We start from the raw sequence: 25,963 nt of genomic DNA on the forward strand, positions 1-25,963 counted from the left end.
GGCCCGCCAGGATGGCTTCATTGAGCCAACCAACGAGTAAATACCGTTCAGGCAACAAGGTCAGTTTGTCCTCGTCGTCGCTCCCCCAGTAGGCATTGAGCTTTTTTCTCAGCACCACGTAACGCCGCCGTCTCGGCCAGCGCCGCATCCTTGCGGCGTAGTTCGCGCTCAAGCTCACGGATCCTTTTTTTATCATCCCGTGACTGCCCTGAACTCGCCGTTTTCGCAGCTGGTTTTTGGGTGCTACTGGCGATAAACGCATTACGCCAATCGGTAATCTGCTCGGGAAAAATACCTTTCCTTCGGCAATATTCACCGATCTCCAGTTCCGACAGCGAACCTGTCTCTATGATGACCGCCAGTTTGGATTCGGCTGACCAATTTTCGGCGGGTTGTTTAGCGTCGGACAATTGCGTTCCTCTGGCAGCAGCTTGTTTGCGCCAATAATGGAGAGACATATCGCTGCAACCTTCGCGGCGAGCGACCTCCGCTGCTGAAAGGCTCAGGGGCGGAAGCATCATTTTCAGCAGTGCGGCTTTACGTTCATCTGAGTAGAAAGGCATGACCATACTCTTGCCGCCCCCGAAATGTGTTCAAAAAGCGGTGGACGCGACAACTACCCTGACACCGGGGGCTACAGGCCGGCTTGAGTGGTGTGAAGCAAAGGCAAAATCAAAATCTAAAGCGACCACGGTCAAATGTGGGAGCTGGCTTGCCTGCGATGCAGACAACTCGGTACATCAGACACACCGAGGTGATGCCATCGCAGGCAAGCCAGCTCCCACAGAAAAGCAGAGCTGCAGCAGTTTCAGATTTGGCTTTCGCTTTTGATCTGGCTTCTACCACTCAAGCCGGCCTGTAGGCCGCTGTGCTCTTGCTTTTGATCTTGATCTGGCCCTGACTGCCCCAATAAGCCCGAGGCCGAACGCAGGGGGTGCGGAGCGGGTAAACCGGCAGGACGCCGGTTTAGCCGCGCTGGGCCAAGGATGGCCCATCGCGGCGGCCCGCGGAGCATCGCCGGAGTGAGGGAACACCGAGCCTAGGCGAGGTGCCGACAGGCGGGGCAGAGCCCTTTGCTTACTTTGGGGCTTTTCCAAAGTGAGTCGCTGTAAGAGCGAAACCCTAAGTGGCCGTTACCTAAACAACGGATATACACCCACAACCACCCACTCACACCCGCCCCTCCCTGCCACACCCATCCCGCAACTGAGCCGCCAGCTTCCCCTCATCCAACGCCCCCTCCCACTTGGCAATAAACAGCGTCGCCACCCCATTGCCAATCACATTAATCAACGCCCCACCTTCAGAAATAAACCGATAAACCCCAAGCACCAACACCAACCCCGCCGCCGGAATCACATCCAGGCTGCCCAGCGTCGCCGCCAACGTAATAAACGCCCCACCCGTCACACTGGCCGCACCCTTGGAAGTCAGCAGCAAAATCAACAACAACGTGACCTGGTGCCAAAGGTCGAGGGGAATATCCAACGCCTGGGCAATGAAAATCGCCAGCACCGTCATGTTGATGCAACTGCCATCCAGGTTGAAACAGTACCCCGACGGCACCACCAACCCCACCACCGACTTCTCACACCCCAGGCGCTCAAGCTTGCCCATCAACCGCGGCAACGCCGACTCCGAAGACGATGTCCCCAGCACCAGGAACAACTCATCACGAATGTACTTGAGAAACTGCCACAGACTGAACCCGGCCAACCGCGCCACCAGGTTCAACACCACAAACACAAAGAAAACCGCCGTCACGTAGTAGCAAATCAGCAAGTTGCCATACGCCCCCAACGACCCCACACCATACTTGCCGATGGTAAACGCCATCCCCCCAAACGCCCCCAGCGGCGACACATACATGACAATCTTGACCATGCGAAAAAACGCCTGGGCCACCAGATCAATCAGGTTCAGCAACGGCTTGCCCACCGCCCCCAGCATCTGCAAGGCGAACGCAAACAGGATGGAAATAAACAGCACCTGCAGGATATCGCCCTCGGCAAACGCCCCAAACACCGTGCTCGGCACGATATGCGTAAGGAACCCCACCACACTCTGCTCATGAGCCAGCTTGCTGTAGCCGGCAACCGCCTGGCCATCAAGGGTCGCCGGGTTGATGTGCATCCCCGCGCCGGGCTGCATCAGGTTGACGCCGATCAGGCCGATCACCAGCGCCAGGGTCGTGAGCACTTCGAAGTACAGCAGCGACTTGAAGCCGACCCGGCCGATGCGCTTGAGGCTCTGCATGCTGGCGATGCCGCTGACCACGGTGCAGAAGATGATCGGTGCAATCAGCATCTTGATCAGCTTGATGAACGTGTCGCCCAGGGGCTTCATCTGTTCGCCCACGCCAGGATAAAAGTGCCCGACGATGATGCCCAGCAGGATCGCCAGCAGCACCTGCACATACAGGTGGCGCAGTACGCGGCGCAGTCGTGACGGGGATTTTTCCGAAATCATGCTTGTTATTGTTTTCATGAGTGGACCTTGTTGTGGGAGGGAGAAACCTCTACGACACGACGTTGATCAGGCTCCCGCTGTGGTAACCCTGAAGGTTGCCGAGGATGCCGTCGGCCAGCCGTTGCAGGCTGCTCTGGCTGGCCCAGGCCACATGGGGCGTGACGATCAGGTTGGGATGCGGGCTGTTGAGCAAGGGGTGATCGGCCGGCGGCGGTTCCTGGCACAGCACATCCAGAGCGGCGCCACCCAGGCGGCCGCGCTCCAGTGCCACGAGCACAGCGGACTCATCCACCAGCGGCCCGCGTGCGGTGTTGATCAGCAAGGCGCCGGGTTTCATCTGTGCACATTCAGCGGCGCCTATCAGGTGACGGGTGCGCTCGGTCAGCGGGCAATGCAGGGAAATCACGTCGCTTTGCGCCAGCACGGTTTCAAACGATTGGTAACCCTGGCGCACCGACGTCACGCCCCGGTGTTCAGCAAACAGCAGGCGCATGCCCAACGAACTTGCCAGGCGCGCCGTGGCCAGGCCAATCGCGCCCTTGCCGACGATGCCCAGCACGCTGCCTTGCACATCCTGGATCGGCGCGCGGTGCACGCAAAAGTGTCGCGAGTCCGGCCAGTCCTGCCGGGCCGCGCGCTGGTAGGCAAACAGCTGCCGGCGCAGGGCGAAGATCGAGGCGATTACCGATTCGGCAACGCTTTGCGCCGAATACGCCGGCACGTTGGACACCGTCACGCCGAAGTCGCGGCAGGCGGCCAGGTCGATGCAGTCGTAGCCGGTGGCCGCGACGCAGATGAAGCGCAGGTTCGGCAGTTGTTCCAGTTCGACGCGGCCAATGCGCACCTTGTTGGTGATCAGCACGTGGGCATGCCGGGACACCTCCACCACTTGATCAGCAGGCGTATCGGGGCGGTCTTGCCAGTCGGTGACCCAGGCCGGCGCGGGAATGTTCAGGGGCAGGCTGTCGCTGTCGAGGAACACCACGTTCATGGCTGTACCTGCTCGGAAATCTCGATCAGGTTGAGGTCCGGGTCGCGCACATACACCGAGCGGATCGGCCCGGTGGCGCCCGTGCGCATCACCGGGCCTTCGATGATTGGCCACTCGACCCTGGCCAGGTGCGTAATCACCTGATCCAGTGGAACCGAGGCGATAAAACACAGATCCAGCGCCCCCGGCACCGGCAAGTGCGCCTTGGGTTCGAACTCGTGGCCACGCACGTGCAGGTTGATTTTCTGCTGGCCGAAGGCGAACGCCTTGCGCCCGCCGGCGAAGGTCTGCACCTGCAAGCCCAGCACGCGCACGTAGAAATCCTCGGCGGCAACCGGGTCGAGGGTGGTGAGTACCAGGTGGTCAAGATGATCGATCATGGGCGCAGCTCCAGGGTGTTGGCCACCTGCTTTTCCAGGCTGGCGACATGGGCGGGAATCGGGTGCAGGTCCAGGCGTTTGCCGGCCTTGAGGACCTGGCTGGGAATCTCGTGGCCGATCAGGCCGGGCAGTTGCCGGGCAACGGCCAGCACGCGGTCGAGGTCGACGCCGGTGCTGAAGCCCATCAGTTGCAGCATGTGCAGCAGGTCTTCGGTGCACACATTGCCGCTGGCACCCGGCGCGTAGGGGCAACCGCCGAGGCCGCCGAGTGATGAATCGAAGCGGTCAACCCCGGCGTCGATGGCCGCCAGGGCGTTGGCCAGGGCCATGCCGCGGGTGTTGTGAAAATGCAGGGTCAGTTGCAGCGCCGGGAACCGCTCACGCACAGCCCGGGACAGCGCCTCGACCTGGCTCGGGTAGGCCATGCCGGTGGTGTCGCACAAGGTCACGCCACGGGCACCCAATTCGGCGAAGCGCTCGACCCAATGCAGCACCTCCCCCACCGGTACATCGCCCTGCATCGGGCAGCCAAACACCGTCGACAGCGACACATTGATCGCCACCGGGCCCCTGGCGCCGATCACGCTGAACACTTCGCGCAGTTGAGCGAACGACTGCTCGCGGCTCATGCGCAGGTTGGAGCGGTTGTGGGGTTCGCTGACCGACATCACCAGGTTGGCTTCATCAATGTTGCACGCCAGCGCCCGCTCGGCGCCACGCACGTTGGGCACCAGCACGGTGTACTCCACCGCGGGGTTGCGCCGGATGCCGTGCATCACCGCTTCGGCATCCCGCAACGCGGTGATGGCCTTGGGCGAGGTAAACGAGGTGACTTCGATCTTGGCGAAACCGCACTGGCTGAGGGCGTCGATCATGGCGATCTTGTCGGCGGTCTCGATAAACCGTGCTTCGTTCTGGAAGCCGTCACGGGTGGCGACTTCCTGCAAAAACAGGCGTTGCATGGCTGTTCCTCCGGTTTAAATAATGCCGCGCTGGCGCCAGTCGGCTTGCTGCGCGGGGGCGATGCCGAGGCCGTCGAGGATCTCGGTGGTGTGCTGGCCCAGGGTCGGCGCCGGATGCATGACGCGGCCCGGGGTGGTGCCCAGCTTGGGCACGATGCCGGGCAAGGTCACCGGCGTGCCGTCGCCAAGCACGCTGTCGAGGAGCATGTCGCGGGCCCGGTAATGCGGGTCGTGGGCGATGTCGGCGGCGGTGTAGATCTTGCCGGCGGGGATGCGCGCTTCGGTGAGGATCGACAGCACTTCTTCCAGCGGCAGGTGTGCGGTCCATTGGGAGATGGCGGCGTCGATGCGTTCAACCTGCAACACCCGGCCGTCGTTCTGCGCCAGCGCCGGGTCGGCGGCCAGGTCGGGGCGCCCGATCACTTCCATCAGGCGCTGATAGATGCTGTCGCCATTGCCCGCGATCAACGCAAAACCGCCATCGCGGCAACGGTACGCATTGGTCGGCGCAATGCCCGGCAAGCTGCTGCCGGCGGGTTCGCGCACGGTGTTGAACACCGAGTATTCGGGCAACAGGCTTTCCATCATGTTGAACACCGATTCGTACAGCGCCACGTCGATCTGCTGGCCTTCGCCGCCGTTCTGGTCGCGGTGCCGCAGGGCCAGCAGGATGCCGATCACTCCGTGCAACGCCGACAGCGAGTCGCCAATGGAAACGCCCACTCGCACCGGCGTACGCCCCGGCTCGCCGGACAGGTGGCGCAGGCCGCCCATGGCTTCGCCGATCACGCCGAAGCCGGGTCGGTCCCGATAAGGGCCGGTCTGGCCGTAGCCGGAAACCCGCAGCATGATCAACTTAGGGTTCAGCGCATGCAGCGTGTCCCAGCCCAGGCCCCAGCTTTCCAGGGTACCGGGGCGAAAATTCTCGATCAGCACATCGGCGTCGGCCACCAGTTGGCGCACCACCTGCTGGGCCTCGGCCTGGCGCAAATCAAGGGTCAGCGAGCGTTTATTGCGTGATTGCGCGGCCCACCACACGGACGTGCCGTCGTGCAGCAGTCGCCATTTGCGCAGCGGGTCGCCGGTCACCGGCGGTTCGATCTTGACCACCTCGGCGCCGAATTCGCCGAGCATCTTGGCGGCAAAGGGTCCGGCAATCAGTTGACCCAGCTCCACGACCTTGAGACCTTGCAGCGGTAAGCCCATGACGTTTTCCGTTCTTGTTGAGTGCGTGTGCCCTGGATAATCGACAGAAACCGGGCGGATGAAAATTTCGGATTTCGCCACTATCCTTTCCAGACTGGAAACCCTCGGACCCCCTTGATGATCAATCCCCTGCATTTCGACCTGCTGTCCCTGCGCTTGCTGATCTTCGCCGCCGAAACCGCCAACCTCACCCGCGCCGCGGAAAAGGCCAACATGACCGTCTCGGCGGCCAGCAAGCGCCTGGCCGAACTGGAGCGCACCACCGAATGCCCGCTGTTCGTGCGCCTGCCACGGGGGCTGGAGCTGACGGCGGCGGGACAAGGCATGGTTGAACACGCAAAAATCATCCTGGAAGGCGTCAACCGCATGGCCTGCGACGCCAGTGACTACGCGGTGGGGGTGCGCGGGCATGTGCGGCTGTTCGCCAACACTTCGGCGGTGGTGCAGTTCCTGCCGGACGACCTGGCGGCGTTCCTGCGGGACAACCCCCACGTGCGCATCGGCCTGGAAGAAGCCCTCAGCGAGCCGATCATCCAGGCGGTGGAAAGTGGCCGCGCCGATATCGGGATCTTTGCCGATAACGTCCCGGCCGAGGGGCTGTACAAGCTGCCGTATCGTGAAGACCGGCTGGTGTTGCTGGTGCCGGTAGGCCATGAACTGGCCACGGAACACAGGGTTTCTTTCAGCGACACCCTGGGTTTTGACTACGTGGCGCTGAATCAGGGCAGCTCGCTGCTGCGCCGGATCACCGACGCCGCCGCGAGCGCCGGCAAGGTGCTCAAGGTGCGGATCCAGGTCAGCAGTTTCGACGGGATCTGCCGGATGATCGAAGCCGGGCTGGGCATCGGTATCCTGCCGTTGTCATCGGTGCGTGACGAATTGCTGGGCAGCCGGTTGATCGCGGTGGAACTGGACGACGACTGGGCGCAGCGCACCCTGTTTGTCGGGGTCAGCAGCCAGGCGCAGTTGGCACCGGAAGCAGCAAAGCTGTTCGAGTACCTGAGCCAGCGCAACCCTTAGCGAAACCGCGCGATCACCGCCTCCACCACCGGGTTGGGGCGCTGGGTGTTCCAGGCGATGGCCGTGGTCACGACATTGAGTTTCTGGCTCAACCCGCGAAACACCACATTGGCCGGGGCCAGTTTTTTCAGCGACGCCGGCACCAGCGCAATGCCCTGCCCATAGCTGACAAAGGCGATCTGCGAGGCCACCGAACGCACCTCATGCAGCACCCGTGGGGAAAAACCGCTGGCGCGGCAGGTGGCGATCAGGTTGTCGAAATACACCGGGCTGACATTGCGCGAAAACATCACCAACGGTTCATTGGCCAGGCTCGACAGGCTGATGCGCGTGCGGCTCGCCAACGGGTGATCGGCGGGCAAGGCCACCACCAACCGGTCTTCCGTCAGCGGCAGCGACTGCACCGAGGCGCCCAGGTCGCCGTCCAGACGGGCGAAGGCCAGGTCGATGTCCCCCGCTTCCAGCGCCGGCAGCGCCTCGACGCTGTCGATTTCCCGTACCGACACCGTGAGCTGGGGGTAATCGAGTTTCAGTTGTTCGATCAGGCCGGGCAACACATCGAACATCGCCGTGGAGATCGCGCCAATGGTCAACATCCCCGACTGCCCCGCCACCGCCTCCTCCACCGCAAGCTCCAGGCGCTCCAGTTGCTCGGCGAACTTGCGCACCGCCGGCAGGATCGCCGCGCCCACCGGGGTCAACTGAGCCCCGCGTCGCGAGCGGTCGAACAGTTTGACCTTGAGCGCCTGCTCCAGCACCTGGATCTGCTCGCTCAGAGGCGGCTGGGACATGCCAAGGCGCTTGGCGGCGCGGCCGAAGTTCTGCTCTTCGGCCACCGCGAGGAACAGCCAGAGGTGACGAATCAGGCGAAAGTTGATCATGGTTTTATCCATAGGTTAAGCGTATGCAAGGCTTCTGTACTTCGTAATATACCTATCAAAGCGACTCGCTGACACTGGCCGCCTCCGTCCCCCGAGGCTTGCCCATGACCGCTGACCACTTGCTCGACCGCCTGGCCGCACTGGACACCAACACCGTGTCCGACGCCCTCGACTTCCTCGGCCTGTCCGGTGCCACCGTAGGCCTGCGCCCGCTGTGGAACTGCCCGAAGATCGTCGGTCGCGCCAGTACCGTATTGCTCGGCCCCAAGTCCGACGCGGCCCCCACGGTGCACCTGATCACCCCGGTGATCGAACAGGTGGAGAGCCGCGACCGGGTGCTGGTGATTGCCGGCGGCATCGAGGGCATTTCCTGCTGGGGCGACATCATCGCCAACGCGGCGTCGCTCAAACACATACGCGGCACGGTGATCGACGGGTTCAGCCGTGATATCGACGGCAGCGAGGCCATCGGCTACCCGGTGTACGGGCGCGGCGTGACCATGATCAGCGCACGCAACCGCGTGGTGCAGCTCGATGCCGGCGTGACCCTCAGCGTCGCGGGCGTCAGCGTCAGCGAGGACGACTATGTGATCGCCGATGTGTGCGGCACGGTGTTTGTGCCCCAGGCGATGATCGAAAAGGTCCTGGACCTCGGCGAGCGCATCGCCCGCCGCCAGGACGGCATGGTGCAGGCGGTGCGCAGCGGGCGCTCGGTGGTCGAGGTGATGCACGACGCACAGTTCGAGGCGATCACCCAATGAGCGCCGATATCCAGCGGCTCAACCCGCGCCTGGCCAGCGCGCAACCGTCTGCCACCTATCGCATCATGGACCGCGTGGCAGAACGCCGTGCGCAAGGCGCGCAGATCATCTCGCTGTGCGCCGGCGAGCCGGATTTCGATACGCCGGCGCACATCCGCGAAGCCGCGATCCAGGCCATTGAAAACGGCCATACCCGCTACACCCAGGTGGCGGGTGCCCGCGCCCTGCGCGAAGCGGTGGCGGCGAAGTTCCGGCGTGAAAACGGCCTGGACGTGTCCTGGCAGGACACCCTCGTGTGCAACGGCGGCAAACAGGTGATCTACAACGCCCTGGCGGCCACCCTCAACGACGGCGACGAGGTGATCGTGCCCGCGCCGTACTGGGTCAGCTACCCGGAGATGGTGCAACTGTGCGGCGGCGAAGCGCGCATCGTCACCTGTGATGCCGACAGTGGGTTCAAGCTGACACCCGAGGCGCTGGCCACGGCGATCACCCCGCAAACCCGCTGGCTGATCCTCAATTCACCCTCCAACCCCACGGGTGCGGTGTACAGCGAGGACGAGTTGCGGGCACTCGCAGCGGTGTTGTTGGCCCAGCCGCAGGTGCTGATCCTCGCCGATGACATCTACGAGCACCTGATCTTCGACGGCCAGCCATTTCACACCCTGGCCCAGGTTGAACCGCAGCTGGCATCGCGCACATTGACCATGAACGGTGTGTCCAAGGCCTACGCCATGACCGGCTGGCGCATCGGTTTCGCCACCGGGCCGCGCTGGTTGCTGGAGGCCATGGAAAAGCTGCAAGGCCAGCAAACCTCCGGCGCCTGCTCGATCTCGCAACAGGCGGCCCTCGCTGCACTGGAAGGCCCCAAGGACTTCATCCACGACAGCCGCGTGGCGTTCCAGGCGCGTCGGGATTTGATGGTCGACCTGCTGAACGACACCCCGGGCCTGGGGTGCATCCGCCCCGCCGGCGCGTTTTATGCGTTTGCCTCCTGCGCGGCGCTGATCGGGCGTACCTCGGCCGGCGGGCGCGTGCTGCACAGCGATGAAGACGTGGCCCTGGCGCTACTCGATGAGGCCAATGTGGCCGTGGTCCACGGCAGCGCCTTTGGCCTGGGGCCGTACCTTCGCATCGCCTATGCACTGGATGATGCCTCGTTGCGCCAGGCGTGCGAGGCAATCCGCGGCTTCTGCAGCAGCCTGCTGACTGAAGAGGAAAAGTGATGAATTCACATAAATAAATATCGCTAATGGTGGCGTTCGGCCCTTCATAAGATTAGGGCCGAACAGGACAACACTCACAACAACAAGGTCCGCCCCATGTCTATGCCTGAAGTCATAAAACCCGCTGTGCGCAGCCAATACCGCTGGGTGGTTGCGGCGCTGATTTTCCTGATCTACACCGTGGCCGCGGCCGACCGGGCCAACCTCGGCGTGGCGCTGCCGTTTATTCGCCAGGAATTTGAAATGAGCAACGCCCAGGCCGGCGGCCTCGTCAGCCTGTTCCTGCTGGCTTACGCCCTGGCGCAATTGCCTTCGGGCTTTGCCTTCGGCCGCTTTGGCGTGAGCCGCATCCTCCCGGGGGCCATGGTGCTGACCTCGTTGCTGACCGGCCTGGTGGGCACCGCCAGCTCACTGCTGGCGCTGAAACTCTATCGCCTGGGGCTGGGCGTCGCCGAAGGCCCGCTGCCCATCAGCATGACCACCACCATCAACAACTGGTTTCCGGCACGGGAAAAAGGCACCGCGTCGGGGATCTTTCTCTCGGCGGTGAAGTTCGGGCCGGTGATCGTGCCGCCGCTGTGTGCCGTGATCATTTCGGTGTGGGGCTGGCGCGAGATTTTCTACTTCTTTGCCATCCCCGGCATCGTGCTGGCGGTGGTCTGGTACTTCATGGTCGCCGACCACCCGTCCCGCAGCCGCTTCGTCAATCAAGCCGAACTCCAGTACATCGTCGAAGACACGGCAATCACCCAGACCGCCCGCGTGCACAAGACCCCGGCCTGGGTGGAAAAGCTCGACCGGATGATTCGCACCCGCGATGAAAAGCGCCTGGAAACCAACCGCGAGGTGTTCAAATCCTGGAACGTCTGGGGCTGCGCCACCAGCTATTGCTTCCAGCTCGGCGTCTCCAGCATGCTGCTGGCATGGATCCCGACCTACCTGATGACGGTCAAGCAGTTCTCGATCATGAACATGGGCCTGGTCTCGGCAGCGCCCTGGGTGGGTGCGGTGCTGGGCAACCTGCTGGGTGGCTGGTGCTCCGACCGCCTGATGGGCGGGCGCCGCAAGCCGGGCATGCTGCTGTCGGCGGTCGGTACCTCGTTGATGATGTACCTGCTGATCAACTCACCGGCCGAGCCCCTGCCCTATGGCTTGCTGCTGATGCTGACCGGCGTGGTGTTGAGCCTCGGCTTCTCCTCCTACATGGTCTACCCGATGGGCCTGACCACCAAGAAGACCTTCCCGATCTCCAACGCCATCGTGAACATGATCGGCCAGCTCGGCGCCGCTGCAACGCCCTTCATCACCGGCCTGCTGCTGGACAACTACGGCTGGAACTACGTGTTCGCCTGGCTGGCGATCGGCTCGTTCATCAGCTTCATCATTTTGCTGACCATCGCCGAGCCGCGCCCGGCCTCTCTCCACCCGAACTGATTTGTCACCACCACAAGGAGTTACCCATGTCGCCCCAAGACCAAGAATTGGTTGCCCTGTTTGCAGGCCTGGACACCCCGGGCGTGTCCGACGCCCTGGACAAACTCGGCCTGCCCGGCCAATGCCTGGGGATCATGCCCCTGGATAACTATCGCCAGGTGGTGGTCGGCCCGGCCTTCACCGTGCGCTACGTCAGCGCCAGCACCCCGCCGGGCACCGTCGGCGACTTTGTCGATGACGTGGCCGAAGGCGATGTGGTGGTGATCGACAATGACGGGCGCACCGACTGCACCGTGTGGGGCGACATCATGACCCAGTACGCCGGCAGCCAACGGATCGCCGCGACTGTGATCGATGGCGTGTGCCGCGACGTGAGCAAGGCGCTGGGCGACGGCTACCCGTTGTTCACCAAGGGCCGGTTCATGCGCACCGGCAAGGACCGGGTTGAAGTGGCGTCGGTGAACCAGCCGGTTTCCATCGGCCAGGCCCGCGTATGCGCCCGCGACATCGTGGTCGCCGATGCCAACGGCGTGGTGATCGTACCCCGCGAGCGCGCCCATGAAGTGGCGGCCTGCGCGCGCTCGATTGAAGCGGTGGAAGCGCGTATCCGGGCGCTGCTGGATGAAGGCAAATCGCTGCGCGAAGCGCGGGCAGCGCTGGGCTATCACACCCTGCAACGCAAGGGCTGACCCACCCTTAGTTGGCCGGTCGCAACAGCTGCATCTGCTGGCGGTAGTCATCCGTCACCTGTCGCGACTGGCCGCTGCTGGTAATCACCCGGGGCGTGATCAGCACGATCAATTCGGTGCGGTCTTTTGATTTGCTGGTGTTGCCAAACAACCAGCGCAGCCCGGGGATTTTCCCCAGGTATGGCACGGCGCTGACACTCTCGGCGTTGTCCTGCTTGATCAGCCCGCCGAGCAACACGGTCTGGCCGCTTTGCACCGCCACCTGGGTCGACACCGAGCGCGTGGAGATCCGCGGGTTGTTGGGCGTATCGCTGCTGTTGGTGGTCGGGCTCTCGGCGTCGCTGACCTGCTGCTGAATGTCCATATACACCAGGCCGCCCGGGTTGATGCGCGGCACCACGTCCAGAATCACCCCGGTCTGCACGTATTCGACGCTGCTCAACGTGGTGTCGGAGTTGCCGGTGTTGACCGTGGTCTGGCTGATGGGGATGTTGTCGCCCACCTGGATCTGCGCCGGCTGGTTGTTCATCACCACCAGCGACGGCGCCGACAGCACTTGGGTGCGGCCATTGGTTTCCAGGGCGTGCAAGGCCACTTGCAGGTTGGAGCTGACGAAGGAATAGAACAGCGAATCGGCGCCCAACCCCGCCCCGCCACCGCCCAGCGCGCCCTGGCTGCCGGGGGTATTGGCCACCGTGGTGCTGGTGGAATTGCCCGCCAGCCGCCCCAGGTACCATTGCACCCCGAGGTCCAGCTCGCCGGTGAGTTTGACTTCGAGGATGCGCGTCTCGATCTGCACTTGCAGCGGCGGGTTGTCGAGGCGTTTGATCGCCGACTCGATTTCCTTCCACTGCACGGGGCGGGTGCGCACCAGCAACTGGTTACTGCTTTTTTGCGCGGTGATCCGGGTGCCGGCGTCGAGGCTTTTGGTGGCCGCGCCCTGCTCCGCACCTTCACTGTCTTCGCTGGCGGCCGGGGCCGGGTCTTCAGCCTCACTGGCGGGCGGGTTATTGCCGCTGTTGTCCAGGCCACCCGGGGTGCTGCCACCGGTGTTGAGTGACGACAAGGTTGCGGTGCGCAACCCGGGCGCCACCTTGGCCGGGGTGTCGTCCTTGATCGCGCCGGTGCCGTAGATTTGCCGCAGGTACTTGGCGAGGTCGGTGGCCTTCATGTTGCGCACGTCGTAGACGTACATCTGCGGTTCGTTGCCGCCGCCTTCGTCGATGGTGTGAATCCAGTCGCCGACTTCGCTGAGGTACTGCGGCTGGGACGAGATCGCCACCACCGAGTTGGTCCGCTCAATCGGCAAAAACCGCACCATGCCCGCCAGGGGCATGCCGCTGTCGGGGCCGAACATTTTCTGCAGTTCGGGCATCAACTCGGCCACCGAGGCCCGTTGCAAACCGAACACCCCCACCGACATGCCTTTGAGCCAGTCGACATCGAAGGTGTCGATGGTGTCCTGGTAGTTGGCCAACTCATCCGGCGTGCCGGCCAGGCTCAGCACATTGCGCGCCGGGTCCACCAGCAGGAACGCGTTTTCCCGGGCGAACGGCTTGAGCAGTTTCTGCATTTCCGTGGCCGAGATATAGCGCAGCGGAAACAGCCGCGCCGAGAGCCCGCTGGAAGGCTGGGACACGCTCATTTCCGGCACCAGCTTGCCCGCCACGGCCTGGTTGGCCGGCAGGATCACGTAGCGCTGGCCCTGGCGGATCATTGCGTTATCGGTCCACGACAGCAGGGTTTCGAGGATCGACAACGCCTGCTGCTTGTTCACCGGTTTTGAGGTGGAAAAGCTCACGTTGCCTTTCACGCCCTGGGCGATGCTGTAGTTCTCGTGCAATAGGTCACCCATCACGCTGTTGATCACCGCTTCAATCGGCTGGTCGGCGAAGTTGAACACGATGTCGCCACTGGCCTCATCCTTGACCGCCGGCGCCGGCGCGGGCTGGCGCACAAACTGCTGGTTGCCGCGAATCAACTGGCGCTGGGGCGGCGTGGGCGTCCGGGATTGGCGACTGTCAGCAGCAGGCGGCTCGCTGGTCGGGTCCACGGGCGGCCGTTGCGAGCCAGTGCCCTGCATCGCCTCGTGGAGCAAGGCGTCGTCCGGGTCGAGGTGATCGGGGAGTGACCCACAGCCGCCCAGGGAGACGGCAGTGGCCAGGCAAAACACAGTGGTGCGCAAGGCGCCGGGGCAAGTATCGATCAAGGGGCGGGCTCGTGAGGAAGGGAAATCGGTGGCGTGGTGGACGGCGGCGGCAAACGCAGGACACTGAGGCTCAGGAGCTGCGTGCGACCATCCAGCACAAAACGGGCGTGCAACGGTGTCAGGTGTTCCAGGCGCCAGCCATTGGGCAAGGTCTGGCCCTGATGGACTTTGAGTGGCGGGCCTTCCGCTCGCGTGAACAGCGCGACCCGCAGGTCGCCGTCCAGCAGCACGCCGCTGAGCTTCAGGCTCGACAGGCTGGAAATCTCGGCCTGGCCAACGGCGGCATCGGGGCTGCGGTCGGGGCTGAACAGCGGCGCCTGCCAGGTGCCGGCGAGGCTTTCCAGGGTCGCGCTCGGGGCGACAAGGACCTTGGCCGAGGCAGTGGCGCGCGCCGTGCCGGCGGGCTCATCCAGCCACTGCGGCGCATCGCCGATGCTGCTCAGGATGCCCACCATCAGCAGGCCCAGCAGCCCGGCCACACCGAGCAAGCCCCACTCCAGGGGGCGCAATGCATTGATCATCGGCGGGCCTGCGTGGCGATTGCCGGTTGCAGATAACCGCGCACCAGCAGGTGCACCACCAGCTTTCCGGCGCCACCGCTGGCCGGGGCATTCGGCCCGCGACGGATGCTCATTTCATCCACGAACAGGAACGGCCGCTGGTACTCCAGTTCATGCAGGATTGCGGTCAGGGGCTCGATGGCGCAGTTGAGGGTCAGGCTGACTTTTACCTGGCGATAGGGCTCGGTGTCGTCCTGCTCCGGGGTGATGGGCATGCGCTGGGTCAGGCTGCACCCGCCGCCGAGGCTGGCGCGGCTGCTGATCAGGTCGGCGATGCGCTGCATCAGGTCGGCCGCCACGGCGCTGGGATCATCCCCGGGCAACAGGCTGGTGCTGCTGGCCGGGTCCTGGCGGGCTTGCTCCAGTTGCTCGCGCAAGGCGGCGCCCTGGTGCAGCAGGCCGGCGTAGCGTTGCTGTTGTTCGCGCAGCTGTTCGGCTTGCTCGCCCATGGCACGCAAAGGCCCGGCGAACCAGCTGTCGATCAGCAGCCAGTAAGCGCTGCCGAGCACCAGCGCCAGCAGCAGCAAGGCCGCGCCGCGACGTTCACGGGGTGTCAGTGGTCGGCGCATCGGCGGTCTCCTGGTGCAAGTGGGCGCGCAGGGAAAACTGATCCTTGCCGGTTTGCGCATCGGGTTGGATCACCCCTTCGAACTGGGCGTTTTCCAGGCTGTGACAGGCCTTGATCCGGGTGATCAAGGCACTCGCCTTGGCACTCTGCCCGGAGAAAGACACGTCGGCGCCGTGGTTGACGTCCAACTGGTCAATCCAGGTGTCGGCGGGCAGGCACGCGGTCAGTTCATTGAGCAGTGCAGCCAGCGGCGGTTGTGCCGACTTGCGGCGAATCAGGTACTGCGCGGCGCCACGGGTGTTGAGCAATTGCTGGCGCAGGCGCTGGATCTCCGCGACCTGGTTTTTTTGCTGCTGCACCTGCTCATGCATGACGTCCAGCACCCGCTGGCGGTCGTTGAGCCACAGCAGCATCGCCGCAATCAGCAACGCGCCGCACAGCCACGGCAAGCTGCGTTGCAAGCCCTTCCCGGCCGGGCGCTGGCGGGGGCAGAGCGGAGCCGGCAGCAAATCGATGCCCATTGCGTTCACATCCACCGCGTGGGGCTGCAAGCCGAGGCCGGCGCAGTCCACCAGGATCTGGTCCAGACGCTCTCGCAGGATCGCCACCAGGGTCACCTGCACGTGCGTGGCGGTGCGCCGCTCCTGACGGGCCACGAAGTACAACTGCCCGGCCTCGAACGGGGTAAAGCGGTCCAGCTCGTAACCCACCACCGTCGACAGGTTGCGCGCCGCCGCCAGGGGCAACTGCAGGGTTTGCAGCAGCACCGTCGAGGGCGCAAGCACCAACACCTGGCGCACTTCGCCGGGGGGCTTGGCCACCGGCTCGGTCAAGGGCCAGTGGTAGCGGTGCTCGGGAATGTCGTGGAGCGACAGCCACGCCGGCAGGCAGCCACGCAGTTCCTTGAGCCACAGCCGCCAGCCCAATTGCAGCAAACTGCCGTGCCAGCGCCGGGTGAGCGGTGCTGCCAGCTGTTGAAGGCGCGCCACGGGCGCTGAAAGGTCTGGATTCATTCTTGCCAACGCAGCACCCGATAAGGTTGTGCGCTTCCCTCCGATGGGCTCAATAACACGGTGGTGCGTAACCGGGCGTGGTAACCGCCGGGGCGTTGCGCGCGGCTGTCGATCACCAGCACGTCACCGGGGTCTGCGCCCACCGCGCTCTGCCGTGGCAGGTCCAGGGCGTGGCGCATCAACGGGCTGGCGAAGGCGGGATCGGGCCGGTCCAGGCCACTCCACAGGCTGATTTCCGGAGCGAGCCGGCTGTACAGCGCCTGGGTCATGCCAGGCAATTGCCGCACTTCCTCCACCACCCGAAACGGTGCCAGCCCTTCGTTGCGCCGCGCCTCCAGGTCCTTGGCCAGCCGGTTGGCCTGGGCCTGGGTGGCGCCGCAGGCCAGGGTCAGGCGGGCAAAATCGGTGGGCTCGGCGCTGTTCAAATACAACTTGCCGCGCTCGCTGTGCAGGCTCACCTGCAACTGCGCGTCATCAAACACCAGGGGCATTTCCCGGCCATCGGCAATCCACTGTTTACGCTGCAAGGGATCGGCCAGCGCCTGCAGGGCCAACGCCACGCCCGCCTCCGCCGCAAGCAGCGCCTGGGTGTGCTGGCGATGCCACAGGGCCTGGCGAGTCTCCAACTGCACCCAACCGGCCAGACCGCCCAGCAGCAGGCTGAGCAACGCCAGCACCCACAGCACCAGCAGCAGTGCAACGCCGCGCTGGTGCTTCATTCGCCTGCCCCCGCACTGGAGAGATTCAGCCGCAGGGCGACCACCTGGGTCACCCACGGCACCGGCCCGTTGACCCGCGCCGCAATGCGCACCGCGTACGGCAGGCGCTTGGTCCACGGCCAGTCATTGATCCAGCCCGTGGCCTGGCCCTTGGGCGACACGCCGCGATAACTGAATTGCAGGGCCTCGACGTTCTTCAGCAACACCTGCGGCTCGCTGCGGGTGGCCGGCACACTCACCTGGGCGCTGGACTCAAACCGCGCGAACGCCACCTGCAACTCGCGCTCCGCCAACTGCAAGGTGAAACGCTGGATGCCGCCGCCGAGCACGCCCGGCAAGGTCGCGACGAATTGCAGGCGCTGGGCAGATCCGACGAAAAAGCCGTTGGTCTGGCTGTCGTCCTCGGTCACGTCCAGGGGCAGCGCCTCGCTGATGGCCGTGCGCAGGAACTGTTGCGCGGCGCGCATTTCATCCAGGCTGACGGTGTAGCGCTGGGCCTTGAGCACGGCGCGGTTGGCGCCCAGCAACGCGCCGCCCACCAGCACCAGCAACACGCCCAGCAAGCCGAGCACAACCAGGATTTCCAATAAGGTAAAGCCCTGTTGACGCTGATTCACAGGCCGGCCCCGTCGGTGGCGGCGCGCAGTTTCAAGGTGCTGAACCGCGCCTGGCGCCGGGCCTCGCTGACGGTCAGGTCGAGGCGAAACAAACGCGGCTGACCGATACCGGTCGGCTGCTGGGCGATGGTCAGTTGCCAGTCGATACCCTCGTCCAGGCGTCCCTGGCGCATGCCGCTGGCCAGCGGGCCTGACGCTTCCTGATCCATCACGCTCAACGCGGCATGGGTCAGACGGTCGCTGCGGGCCACCTGCAACAACGCGCGCGCGCTCTGGCCGAATGCGACCAGCAACACCGTGCTGCAGATCGCCATAAGGGTCAGTGCGGCGAGCATCTCCAACAAGGTAAAACCCGACTGGCGATTCATCGCACTGCCTCGGACTGCACGCTGCCCGTCAGCCAGCCAATATCGATGCGCCAACGCCGCGTGCCATTGGCCAACAAGAGGTTGCCGCCGGTGGAACTGCCGTCGGGGTAAAACTCCACTGCCGAGCCTGCATGCTCGGCGGTGTGCAGGGTCACGTGCAGGTCGGCCGGCCAGTGCCTGACAGGTCGTCCCGGCGCCTGGAAGCTCAGGTGGACCAAGTCAAATACGGTTTTGGCCGGTACGCCGCCGATAACCGCCCGCGCCCGCGTGCTGCGCAACGCATCGACGATCTGCCCGACCGCCTGGCGCTCTTTGGCAACTTGCAAGCCCTGTTGCAGGCCAAATCCCACCAACCCGGCGGCGATGCTGATCAAGATGATCACCACCAGCATTTCCAGCAGGGTAAAACCGCGTTGGAGGGCAGGCATTATTCCCAGTTGCCCAGGTCGGCGCTGTAGCCTTCGCCGCCGGGCTGGCCGTCCTGACCGTAGAAGATCAGGTCGAAGGCGCCATGTTCACCCGGAAAGCGGTAGCCAAAGGGATGGCCGAACGGGTCCTTGAGGTCTGAAGGTTTGGCGTACGGCCCGGCCCAGCCGGCGGTGTTGCCGGGCTTGTCGACCAGTTGCTGCAAGCTCTTGGGCGGCGAACCGACGTCCAGGCCGTAGCTCTCGATCTTCATGCTCAGGCTGGCCAGTTGCGCCTTGCCTGCGCCGTATTTGCCCTTGTCGACGTTACCGCCCACCTGGCGCACCACGATGGTGGCGACGATGCCCAGCAGCACGATCACTGCGAGCATTTCCAGCAAGGTGAACCCGCCTTGGCGGCGGGCGGGTTTGAAACGGGTATGGCGCATCGGCTTGCTTCCTTGGGTCTTCATATATTGCTGGTCAGGCTCATCAGCGGCAGCATGATCGCCAGCATGATCACCGCCACCAGCACCGCCATGACCACGGTCAGGGACGGCACCAGCGCGGCCAGCAGGCGGTCGATGCCGCGTTTGGCTTCGACGTCGAACACGTCGGCGACCTTGAGCAGCATGCTGTCCAGTTCACCGGCCTGTTCGCCGACTTCAATCATTTGCAGGGCAAGGTCCGGCAACAGCGGCTGGCTGCCAAACGCACTGGCCAGGGTGCCGCCGCCCTTCACCGACTCAGCGGCCTGGGCGACTTGTGCCTGCAACGCACGGTTGGTGCAGACCTGACGGGCGATCACCAAGGCTTGCAGCAGCGCCACGCCGTTGCTCAGCAAGGTGCCGAGGGTGCGCGCCAGGCGTGCGGCTTCGACCCGTTGCAGCAGCGGGCCGATGAGACGAATACCGAGCACCCGCCGGTCGTACGTTTCGCGGTGCAGAGGGTTACGCAGGTACGCCGCCAGGCCCCAGCTCACCGCGATCAACCCGGCGAGCACCGCCAGGCCATAGGCGCCGAGGAACTGCCCGAGGTCCAGAATCACTTCGGTGATCAGCGGAATTGGCACGCCCAGGTCCTTGAAGATCGGCACGAACTGCGGCACCACATAAGCCAGCAACAGCGCCAGCGAACCGAGCACGCCGACCACCAGGAAGGCGGGATAGATCAGGGCGTTGATCACTTCGCCCCTCAATAACTGGCTGCGTTCCAGGTAGTCGCTGAGCTGGCGCAGGGTGTGCTCCAGCGCACCGCCTGCCTCGCCGGCGCGGACCATGCTCAGGTACAGCGGCGAGAACTGGCTGCCCTCCTCCTCCAGCGCCGCCGACAAGGGCTTGCCGGCCTTAACGTGCTCGCGGATGCGCTCGATCAGTGCACGGGTCTGCGGTTGGCCGGGCTGCTTGAGCAGGATGCCCAGGGAGCGTTCCAGCGGCTGGCCCGCCCCCAGCAGCGTGGCCAGTTGCTGGGTAAAGCTGACCAGCGCCGCGCCGTTCAACTGGCCACGCCCGAACGCATTACGCAGTCCTTGGGCACCGGCGGCATCGATCTGCAACAGCAACAGGCCGCGCTTGTGCAGCGCGGCGATGGCGGCGGCCTGGTCCCTGGCTTCGACGGTGCCGTTTTGCGCGAGGCCCTGGCTGTCCAGGGCGCGGTATTTGAACAGGCTCACGCGCCCTCTCCACGGGTGACGCGCAGCACTTCTTCCAGGGACGTGACACCCGCCAGCGCCTGGCGCAGGCCCTCTTCATGCAGGGTGCGCAGGCCACCACGGCGAGCGGCCTGCTCGAGGGTGGCGGCGTCGGCCTGGCGCATCAACAGGCTGCGCAGTTCGTCATTCATCACCAGTAATTCGGTGATTGCACTGCGGCCGTGGTAACCGCCGCCGGGGGTGTTCGCGCGGGGCCGGTACAGCAGGATCGGGCGCTGGTCGGTGAAGCGGTCGAGGCCGTGTTCCCGGATCAATTCCGGTGGCGCTTCGAATGCCTCGCGGGTCGCCGGGTCGAGGCGGCGCACCAGGCGCTGGGCGAGGATGCCATTGACGGTCGAGGCGATCAGGTAGCTCTCCACGCCCATGTCCAACAGGCGCGTGATACTCGCCGCCGCGCTGTTGGTGTGCAGGGTCGAGAGCACCAGGTGGCCGGTCAGGGAGGACTGGATGGCGATGCGGCAGGTTTCAAGGTCGCGGATCTCACCAATCATGATCACGTCCGGGTCCTGGCGCACGATAGAGCGCAGCGCCCCGGCGAAGTCCAGCCCGATGGCCGGTTTGACCTGAATCTGGTTGATGCCTTCCAGCTGGTATTCCACCGGGTCTTCGACGGTGATGATCTTGCGCTCGGCGGTATTGAGCCGCGACAGCGCGGTGTACAGCGTGGTGGTCTTGCCCGAGCCGGTGGGCCCGGTGACCAGCAGGATACCGTGGGGCCGTTCGAGCACCTCCAGAAAGGTTTCCAGCCGCCGGCCGTCGAAGCCCAGGCTCGGGAAATCGAACTGCACGGTCTGGCGGTCGAGCAGGCGCATCACCACCGACTCGCCAAAACTGGTGGGCACCGTGGACACCCGCAAATCCAGTTCCTTGCCCTGGATGCGCAACATGATCCGGCCGTCTTGCGGCAGTCGGCGCTCGGCGATGTCGAGGCGCGCCATGATCTTGACCCGGGAAATCACCGCCGCCGAGGAACTCGCCGGCGGTGCTTCGGCTTCGTGCAGCACACCGTCGATGCGGTAGCGCACCTTGAGCTGGTTTTCGAAGGGCTCGATATGGATGTCCGAGGCGCGCTGTTCCACGGCCCGTTGCAGGATCAGGTTGACCAGGCGAATCACCGGGGCTTCGGAGGCCATGTCCTTGAGGTGTTCGATGTCTTCGAGGGCGCCGCCCTGCTCGTCGAGGTTTTCGATCAGGGTGCCCATGGCGGAACGGCCCTGGCCGTAGTAGCGCTCGATCAGGGTTTCGACTTCATTGCGCGGCCCGACCGCCAGCCACACCGGCACGCCGCACGCATACGCCAGGGCCTGGAACGGATACAACAACGCCGGATTGGCCGCCAGCACCCGCACACCACCGTGGCTCCAGCCCACCGGCACCACCTGATAATGGCGCATGAAACGCTCGGTCAGCGCCGGCAGCGGGTCAAGTACGGGCGGTGCGGCGTCGGCCAGCAACAACGGGGCGCCGAGCAAATCAGCCCAGGCCCGCGCCAGTTGCACTTCGGAGACCAGGCCCAGGCGCGTCAGCAGGCCGAGCAAACCGCTGTCATCGGCGCCCTGGGATAATCGTCGCGCGCGCTCGAGGTCGACGGTTTTCAGACCGGCTTTTCGCATCAGCCACGCGCACACCTGTTCGGCATCCGGAATTTGCATTCGGCACGCATCGATGGGTATTGCCGATATGGACTGGGGCATTTGTACAAATCTGAGGGGCTATTTAAAAACCTGTTCCGTGGCACGTGCGGCGCGCGCTGGAACAAGTGCATCCAAACTTGGTTAGAGGTATTTGGCGCAGGCGATGTCCTGACAAGGTAAAGACCCTACACCAAAACATTTTGTATTACAGCCAACTTAATTTATGGCCATTTAGAACTACCGAAAGACGCCACTAGTTGGCCATGACCCCGGAAACGTCGTTTAAAAAATCGACTAACATGTTTAAACTAAGTTCATTAGTGCAGGGAAATATTGCCCACTTCACGCAAAATCCAGCTACAGCTTGATGCTTAACGGCAATATCTGACCCATTGACGGCAATTTATCGACTAAAAATGCCATTTTGCAATATCACATAGACACTACTCACCAGAACAGTCCACTCAATCATTACACCTTATACATTGTGAAATTCGCTGTGCTAATTTCAATTAGCCATCGCACAACAACCTCACCAAAGACGAACTAGCACCGGTAAAAAAACTGACGAACGCGCACCACCCAACGCATGTTTCGGCGCCCGGCTTTGAATAACTCGATGTCACAGAGTCGCGAGAAGCCGCAATCAGACTCAGGCGCTCTCACGCTCCATCAGGCCGCACGCCAACAGGTTCAAGCGCTGCACTTCATCCTCTACCGGCAGCACGCCCAGGCTTTCAAGCACCCGCGTCGCCGCCAGCACCCCAATCTCCAGGGCAGGCGGCTTGATGGTGCTGAGACTCGGCAAGAGCATTTCGGCAAACGGGTAATCACCAAAGCCGAGCACCGCACACTCCTCGGGGATTTTCAGCCCGGCCCGTTGCCCGGCCAGCAAGCCACCGGCGGCCAGGTTGTCGTTGGCGAAGATGATCGCGTCAGGCCGTATGGCAGCGCTCATCAACGCTTGCATGGCTTGCTTGCCCGCCTCAAACGGTGCGCGATCGGCGTCCGGGGCAAACACCCAGGGCTGCAAACCCAACTCCAGCAGGGTCGCGCTGTAGCCGTCCCGGCGCTCCAGTGCACTGAAGTCCCCCGGCGCGCTGTTCTGCACGAAGGCGATGCGCCGATACCCCTTGCCGTGCAGGTAGCGCGCGGCGGTCACGCCCACCTCGTAATGGGAAAAGCCAATCTGCAACGGCTCGCGCCCGGGTTGGTAGTCCCAGGTTTCGACCACCGGGATATCGGCCTCGGCGATCATCTTCTCGGTGCCCGCACTGTGGAAGCGGCTGGTGAGCACCAACGCCGCCGGCGACCAACCGAGGAACGCGCGCACTGCGTTTTCTTCCTGCTCGGCGCTGAAGTAACTGGACGCCAGCAGCAGTTGATAGCCATGCCGGCTGAGGGTGTCGCTGAAGCCCTGGATGGTATTGGCGAAGATCGGCCCGGAGATGTTCGGGATCACCATGGCGACGATTCTGCCCCGCGCGGACGCCAACCCACCCGCCACCAGGTTGGGCACGTAGCCCAACTCGGCGACCACCGCCGCAATGCGTTCGCGGCGCTCAGGCGAGACCTGCTCCGGCTGGTTGAAATAGCGCGACACGGTAATCGCTGACACACCGGCCTGGCGCGCCACGGTGTTCAAGGTGACACGGCCGGCGCCACGGCGTTTCCGGGGTTTGTCTTCGCTCAAGGGACGATCCTGTTAAAAACCTAAAAGAATATAAAACTAATTTTTTAGTATTTGACGCTCTATGTCACAGCTACCAATAATGCCGATGTTAGCGCTACCAAAGCGTTTTGTCTGCTACTCGCTCGAGCGAATGCCCAAGACAGTTTCAACGGCGCTGTCGTCGCAGAACGGCAGCGGTTCAGGGCACATTTCGAGCGGTCAGAGCATGCACACACATTCGGGGCAACCTCAAAAACTTTCGCAATCCATCCGCGCCGCGACCGCGCGCCGCCCCCATCTGGGCTGGCTCCTCGCGGGGCTCGCCGCCCTGCCCGTGCCTGGTGCATTTGCCGCCGACGAGCAGGAACCCACCCTCAAGCCGGTCACGGTAACCGCCACTCGCCGCGAAGAATCGCTGCAAAAGGTTCCGGTGGCCGTCTCGGTGCTCGATGGCGAACAGCTGGAGCGTGACAATCGCAACGGCGTGGGCAGCATCGTCCAGCAAGTGCCGTCACTGAATTTCCGTACCGGCGCGTCGAACAAAGACACCTCGCTGTTCGTGCGGGGCGTGGGCACGATTTCCACCTCGCCCGGGGTTGAACCCACCGTGGCCACGGTGATTGACGGCGTGGTGTACGCCCGCCCCGGCCAGGCCACTCTCGACCTGCTGGACCTGGAGCGCGTCGAAGTGCTGCGCGGGCCCCAGGGCACGCTGTTCGGCAAGAATGCCTCGGCCGGTGTGCTCAACATCACCAGCAAGGCGCCGACGGCCGAGACCCACGGCTATATCGACCAGTCGTACTACAGCGGCAATGAAAGCCGCACCCGCTTCGGCCTTGGCGGCAGCCTGATTCCCGGTACGCTGAAGGGCTCGATCAGCGGCCTGTTCGGCACCTACGACGGTAACGTCGACAACAAGCACAACGGCCAGGAAGTGAACGGCTACAACCACCAGGGCGTGCGCGGCAAGCTGGAGTTCACCCCCAACGACGACATAAAACTGACCCTGATTGCCGACTACATGCAGTCCCACGACGACGCGCCCAATGGCGTGGTGAGCAAATCCCTGACCCCGGCGTTCGCCAACGCGTTGAACCCGGTGCGCGGGACCAGCGACAACCGCGACATCAACACCGACACCCGTACCCGCGTCGACGACACCAACAAAGGCTTGTCTGCCCAACTGGACTGGAACCTGGGTGATTACACCCTGACCTCGATCACCGCCTGGCGCGGCTGGGACAACACCCAGTACCAGGACGGCGACCGCCTGGGCACCGTGACAGCGGCCTTCCCCGGCACCGCCGACAAAGGCCAACTGGCGTTCGGCCAATATTCCCAGGAGCTGCGGCTGGCCTCGCCCAAAGGCGAATTCCTCGAATACGTCGGCGGCCTGTTCTACATGCACGGCAAGGACCAGGAAACCTACCAGCGCACCCTCACCACCACCACGCGCACCGACCGTGGCATCGCCGACTACGGCACCACCAGTGACAGCTACGCGGTGTTCGGCGAGACCACGCTGAATTTCACCTCGAGCTTTCGCGGCATCGCCGGCCTGCGCTATACCCACGACGACCTGGAATACGATCACCGCCGCGTGTCCACCTCGGCCACCACCGTCAGCGGCATTCAACCGGCCACCAGCAGTTCCGGCTCGGTGGATGAAGACGGCTGGTCCGGCCGGCTGGGGGTGCAGTACGACCTGAGCGACACTGTCACCAGCTACCTGACCTACTCGCGTGGCTACAAGGGCCCGGCCTACAACGTGTTCTTCAACATGCAGCCACGGGACACCGACGCGCTCAAGCCGGAAACCTCCAACACCTGGGAAGTCGGGATCAAGGCCACCAGCTGGAACAACCGCCTGACCACCAACCTGGCGATCTTCCACAGCGACTACGACAACTACCAGGCGAACTTCTTCGACACCGTCGCCGGGCAAGTGGTGACGCGCCTGATCAACGCCGGCAGTGTCAGCACCGAAGGCGTCGAACTCGACTACGCCTTGCAGGCCACCCAACAACTCAAGCTCTCCGGCGCACTGGCCTACACCCGTGCCCGCATCGATGAGTTCGCCTGCCCGCCGGGCGCAGCGGCGTCGTGCAACGTCAACGGCAAGCCACTGCCCTTCAGCCCGGATTGGAAAAGCTACGTGCGCGCCGACTACAGCATCCCGCTGGACAATGGCCTGGACATCGAACTGGGCACCGACTACAGCTGGCAGAGCGAAGTGCAGTACGACATCAGCCAGAATGTCGACACCAAGCAAGGCGCCTACGGCATCTGGAACGCCAGCGTCGCCCTCGCCGACTACAACAACGGCTGGCGTGTGGCGCTGCTGGCGAAGAACCTCACCGACAAATCCTATTCACCGCTGCTGGCCAGTGGCGGCAGCTACATCTACCGCGCCGTACCCCGTGACGATGAACGTTACTTCGGCGTGCAACTGCGCAAGGATTTCTAAGC

The 25,963-nt window shown here is 64.0% G+C and carries 24 protein-coding genes and 1 pseudogene; 6 read left to right on the plus strand and 19 right to left on the minus strand.

The features are described 5' to 3' along the window. The 6 genes and pseudogenes from MUM_RS1000000133530 to MUM_RS0125065 all read right to left on the minus strand — a co-directional run. A pseudogene (locus MUM_RS1000000133530) lies at positions 1-521 on the minus strand (transposase); the annotation flags it as partial. A 649-nt stretch (positions 522-1,170) separates the two neighbouring features. Further along, on the minus strand, positions 1,171-2,469 hold the full coding sequence (dctA, locus tag MUM_RS0125045) for a C4-dicarboxylate transporter DctA (protein ID WP_010175376.1): 1,299 nt from the start codon (positions 2,467-2,469) through the stop codon (positions 1,171-1,173). A gap of 49 nt (positions 2,470-2,518) precedes the next feature. Next, a complete protein-coding gene (locus MUM_RS0125050; protein ID WP_010175379.1) occupies positions 2,519-3,460 on the minus strand; it encodes a D-2-hydroxyacid dehydrogenase in 942 nt (313 codons plus the stop codon). Beyond that, positions 3,457-3,840, minus strand: a complete 384-nt coding sequence (locus tag MUM_RS0125055) for a VOC family protein (RefSeq protein WP_010175381.1) — start codon at positions 3,838-3,840, stop codon at positions 3,457-3,459. Before MUM_RS0125055 ends, MUM_RS0125050 begins: the two co-directional genes overlap by 4 nt. Further along, positions 3,837-4,802: a hydroxymethylglutaryl-CoA lyase gene (locus tag MUM_RS0125060; RefSeq protein WP_010175383.1), complete on the minus strand. Its 966-nt coding sequence runs from the start codon at positions 4,800-4,802 to the stop codon at positions 3,837-3,839. Before MUM_RS0125060 ends, MUM_RS0125055 begins: the two co-directional genes overlap by 4 nt. A 15-nt stretch (positions 4,803-4,817) precedes the next feature. Further along, positions 4,818-6,008 (minus strand): CaiB/BaiF CoA transferase family protein, encoded by a 1,191-nt coding sequence (locus MUM_RS0125065; protein ID WP_010175385.1) that lies wholly within the window; start codon positions 6,006-6,008, stop codon positions 4,818-4,820. A gap of 117 nt (positions 6,009-6,125) precedes the next feature. Here MUM_RS0125065 and MUM_RS0125070 point away from each other — a divergent pair, with 117 nt between their 5' ends. Next, positions 6,126-7,028, plus strand: a complete 903-nt coding sequence (locus tag MUM_RS0125070) for a LysR family transcriptional regulator (RefSeq protein WP_010175387.1) — start codon at positions 6,126-6,128, stop codon at positions 7,026-7,028. Here MUM_RS0125070 and MUM_RS0125075 read toward each other — a convergent pair. After that, the gene (locus MUM_RS0125075; RefSeq protein ID WP_010175389.1) at positions 7,025-7,909 is read right to left on the minus strand and encodes a LysR family transcriptional regulator; all 885 of its coding nucleotides are present in this window, start codon (positions 7,907-7,909) and stop codon (positions 7,025-7,027) included. The two genes, MUM_RS0125070 and MUM_RS0125075, sit on opposite strands and share 4 nt — an antisense overlap. A 104-nt stretch (positions 7,910-8,013) precedes the next feature. On the opposite strand from MUM_RS0125075, the gene MUM_RS0125080 reads away from it, so the two are divergent. The 4 genes from MUM_RS0125080 (at position 8,014) to MUM_RS0125095 (ending at position 12,019) form a co-directional block, all read left to right on the plus strand. Beyond that, positions 8,014-8,670: an RraA family protein gene (locus MUM_RS0125080; protein ID WP_010175391.1), complete on the plus strand. Its 657-nt coding sequence runs from the start codon at positions 8,014-8,016 to the stop codon at positions 8,668-8,670. Next, a complete protein-coding gene (locus tag MUM_RS0125085; RefSeq protein WP_010175393.1) occupies positions 8,667-9,896 on the plus strand; it encodes a pyridoxal phosphate-dependent aminotransferase in 1,230 nt (409 codons plus the stop codon). Before MUM_RS0125080 ends, MUM_RS0125085 begins: the two co-directional genes overlap by 4 nt. Before the next feature lie 96 nt (positions 9,897-9,992). After that, positions 9,993-11,330, plus strand: coding sequence for an MFS transporter (locus tag MUM_RS0125090; RefSeq protein ID WP_029616093.1), 1,338 nt, complete (start codon positions 9,993-9,995; stop codon positions 11,328-11,330). 26 nt (positions 11,331-11,356) lie between these two features. Further along, complete coding sequence (locus MUM_RS0125095) at positions 11,357-12,019, plus strand: RraA family protein (protein ID WP_010175397.1); 663 nt, start codon at positions 11,357-11,359, stop codon at positions 12,017-12,019. A 7-nt stretch (positions 12,020-12,026) separates the two neighbouring features. On the opposite strand, the gene gspD is transcribed toward MUM_RS0125095, so the two are convergent. From gspD to MUM_RS0125155, 12 genes are all read right to left on the minus strand, one after another. Next, positions 12,027-14,228: a type II secretion system secretin GspD gene (gene gspD, locus MUM_RS0125100; protein ID WP_010175399.1), complete on the minus strand. Its 2,202-nt coding sequence runs from the start codon at positions 14,226-14,228 to the stop codon at positions 12,027-12,029. Beyond that, positions 14,225-14,749 (minus strand): hypothetical protein, encoded by a 525-nt coding sequence (locus tag MUM_RS0125105; protein ID WP_010175401.1) that lies wholly within the window; start codon positions 14,747-14,749, stop codon positions 14,225-14,227. Before MUM_RS0125105 ends, gspD begins: the two co-directional genes overlap by 4 nt. Continuing rightward, complete coding sequence (gspM, locus tag MUM_RS0125110; RefSeq protein WP_010175403.1) at positions 14,746-15,357, minus strand: type II secretion system protein GspM; 612 nt, start codon at positions 15,355-15,357, stop codon at positions 14,746-14,748. The genes MUM_RS0125105 and gspM overlap by 4 nt, the downstream gene beginning before the upstream one ends. Beyond that, positions 15,332-16,369, minus strand: a complete 1,038-nt coding sequence (locus tag MUM_RS0125115) for a PilN domain-containing protein (RefSeq protein WP_032882192.1) — start codon at positions 16,367-16,369, stop codon at positions 15,332-15,334. Before MUM_RS0125115 ends, gspM begins: the two co-directional genes overlap by 26 nt. Further along, the gene (locus MUM_RS0125120) at positions 16,366-17,088 is read right to left on the minus strand and encodes a general secretion pathway protein GspK (RefSeq protein ID WP_010175407.1); all 723 of its coding nucleotides are present in this window, start codon (positions 17,086-17,088) and stop codon (positions 16,366-16,368) included. The genes MUM_RS0125115 and MUM_RS0125120 overlap by 4 nt, the downstream gene beginning before the upstream one ends. Continuing rightward, positions 17,085-17,705 (minus strand): prepilin-type N-terminal cleavage/methylation domain-containing protein, encoded by a 621-nt coding sequence (locus MUM_RS0125125; protein WP_010175409.1) that lies wholly within the window; start codon positions 17,703-17,705, stop codon positions 17,085-17,087. Before MUM_RS0125125 ends, MUM_RS0125120 begins: the two co-directional genes overlap by 4 nt. Then, complete coding sequence (locus tag MUM_RS0125130) at positions 17,702-18,073, minus strand: type II secretion system protein (RefSeq protein WP_010175411.1); 372 nt, start codon at positions 18,071-18,073, stop codon at positions 17,702-17,704. The genes MUM_RS0125125 and MUM_RS0125130 overlap by 4 nt, the downstream gene beginning before the upstream one ends. Next, positions 18,070-18,501 carry a type II secretion system protein gene (locus MUM_RS0125135; protein ID WP_010175413.1) on the minus strand — a complete coding sequence of 144 codons (432 nt, stop codon included), beginning with the start codon at positions 18,499-18,501 and terminating at the stop codon, positions 18,070-18,072. Before MUM_RS0125135 ends, MUM_RS0125130 begins: the two co-directional genes overlap by 4 nt. After that, positions 18,501-18,926, minus strand: a complete 426-nt coding sequence (gene gspG / locus MUM_RS0125140; protein WP_010175415.1) for a type II secretion system major pseudopilin GspG — start codon at positions 18,924-18,926, stop codon at positions 18,501-18,503. Before gspG ends, MUM_RS0125135 begins: the two co-directional genes overlap by 1 nt. A gap of 20 nt (positions 18,927-18,946) precedes the next feature. Then, on the minus strand, positions 18,947-20,149 hold the full coding sequence (gene gspF / locus MUM_RS0125145) for a type II secretion system inner membrane protein GspF (RefSeq protein ID WP_010175417.1): 1,203 nt from the start codon (positions 20,147-20,149) through the stop codon (positions 18,947-18,949). Continuing rightward, a complete protein-coding gene (gspE, locus tag MUM_RS0125150) occupies positions 20,146-21,840 on the minus strand; it encodes a type II secretion system ATPase GspE (protein WP_010175419.1) in 1,695 nt (564 codons plus the stop codon). The genes gspF and gspE overlap by 4 nt, the downstream gene beginning before the upstream one ends. Positions 21,841-22,474: 634 nt before the next feature. Further along, positions 22,475-23,515, minus strand: coding sequence for a LacI family DNA-binding transcriptional regulator (locus tag MUM_RS0125155; RefSeq protein ID WP_010175421.1), 1,041 nt, complete (start codon positions 23,513-23,515; stop codon positions 22,475-22,477). Between the two features lie 205 nt (positions 23,516-23,720). On the opposite strand from MUM_RS0125155, the gene MUM_RS0125160 reads away from it, so the two are divergent. Then, a complete protein-coding gene (locus MUM_RS0125160) occupies positions 23,721-25,961 on the plus strand; it encodes a TonB-dependent receptor (RefSeq protein WP_010175423.1) in 2,241 nt (746 codons plus the stop codon). Positions 25,962-25,963: the final 2 nt, after the last annotated feature.

Origin of the sequence: Pseudomonas sp. PAMC 25886, from assembly GCF_000242655.1 — a bacterium.
In the GTDB taxonomy this organism is placed as follows: Bacteria; Pseudomonadota; Gammaproteobacteria; order Pseudomonadales; family Pseudomonadaceae; genus Aquipseudomonas.

Excerpts from the sequence above, each read along its gene's own strand:
- dctA (WP_010175376.1), bottom strand. The coding sequence starts at position 2,469 with ATGATTTCGGAAAAATCCCCGTCACGACTGCGCCGCGTACTGCGCCAC.
- MUM_RS0125050 (WP_010175379.1), bottom strand. The coding sequence starts at position 3,460 with ATGAACGTGGTGTTCCTCGACAGCGACAGCCTGCCCCTGAACATTCCC.
- MUM_RS0125055 (WP_010175381.1), bottom strand. The coding sequence starts at position 3,840 with ATGATCGATCATCTTGACCACCTGGTACTCACCACCCTCGACCCGGTT.
- MUM_RS0125060 (WP_010175383.1), bottom strand. The coding sequence starts at position 4,802 with ATGCAACGCCTGTTTTTGCAGGAAGTCGCCACCCGTGACGGCTTCCAG.
- MUM_RS0125065 (WP_010175385.1), bottom strand. The coding sequence starts at position 6,008 with ATGGGCTTACCGCTGCAAGGTCTCAAGGTCGTGGAGCTGGGTCAACTG.
- MUM_RS0125070 (WP_010175387.1), top strand. The coding sequence starts at position 6,126 with ATGATCAATCCCCTGCATTTCGACCTGCTGTCCCTGCGCTTGCTGATC.
- MUM_RS0125075 (WP_010175389.1), bottom strand. The coding sequence starts at position 7,909 with ATGATCAACTTTCGCCTGATTCGTCACCTCTGGCTGTTCCTCGCGGTG.
- MUM_RS0125080 (WP_010175391.1), top strand. The coding sequence starts at position 8,014 with ATGACCGCTGACCACTTGCTCGACCGCCTGGCCGCACTGGACACCAAC.
- MUM_RS0125085 (WP_010175393.1), top strand. The coding sequence starts at position 8,667 with ATGAGCGCCGATATCCAGCGGCTCAACCCGCGCCTGGCCAGCGCGCAA.
- MUM_RS0125090 (WP_029616093.1), top strand. The coding sequence starts at position 9,993 with ATGTCTATGCCTGAAGTCATAAAACCCGCTGTGCGCAGCCAATACCGC.
- MUM_RS0125095 (WP_010175397.1), top strand. The coding sequence starts at position 11,357 with ATGTCGCCCCAAGACCAAGAATTGGTTGCCCTGTTTGCAGGCCTGGAC.
- MUM_RS0125105 (WP_010175401.1), bottom strand. The coding sequence starts at position 14,749 with ATGATCAATGCATTGCGCCCCCTGGAGTGGGGCTTGCTCGGTGTGGCC.
- gspM (WP_010175403.1), bottom strand. The coding sequence starts at position 15,357 with ATGCGCCGACCACTGACACCCCGTGAACGTCGCGGCGCGGCCTTGCTG.
- MUM_RS0125115 (WP_032882192.1), bottom strand. The coding sequence starts at position 16,369 with ATGAATCCAGACCTTTCAGCGCCCGTGGCGCGCCTTCAACAGCTGGCA.
- MUM_RS0125120 (WP_010175407.1), bottom strand. The coding sequence starts at position 17,088 with ATGAAGCACCAGCGCGGCGTTGCACTGCTGCTGGTGCTGTGGGTGCTG.
- MUM_RS0125130 (WP_010175411.1), bottom strand. The coding sequence starts at position 18,073 with ATGAATCGCCAGTCGGGTTTTACCTTGTTGGAGATGCTCGCCGCACTG.
- MUM_RS0125135 (WP_010175413.1), bottom strand. The coding sequence starts at position 18,501 with ATGCCTGCCCTCCAACGCGGTTTTACCCTGCTGGAAATGCTGGTGGTG.
- gspG (WP_010175415.1), bottom strand. The coding sequence starts at position 18,926 with ATGCGCCATACCCGTTTCAAACCCGCCCGCCGCCAAGGCGGGTTCACC.
- gspE (WP_010175419.1), bottom strand. The coding sequence starts at position 21,840 with ATGCAAATTCCGGATGCCGAACAGGTGTGCGCGTGGCTGATGCGAAAA.
- MUM_RS0125160 (WP_010175423.1), top strand. The coding sequence starts at position 23,721 with ATGCACACACATTCGGGGCAACCTCAAAAACTTTCGCAATCCATCCGC.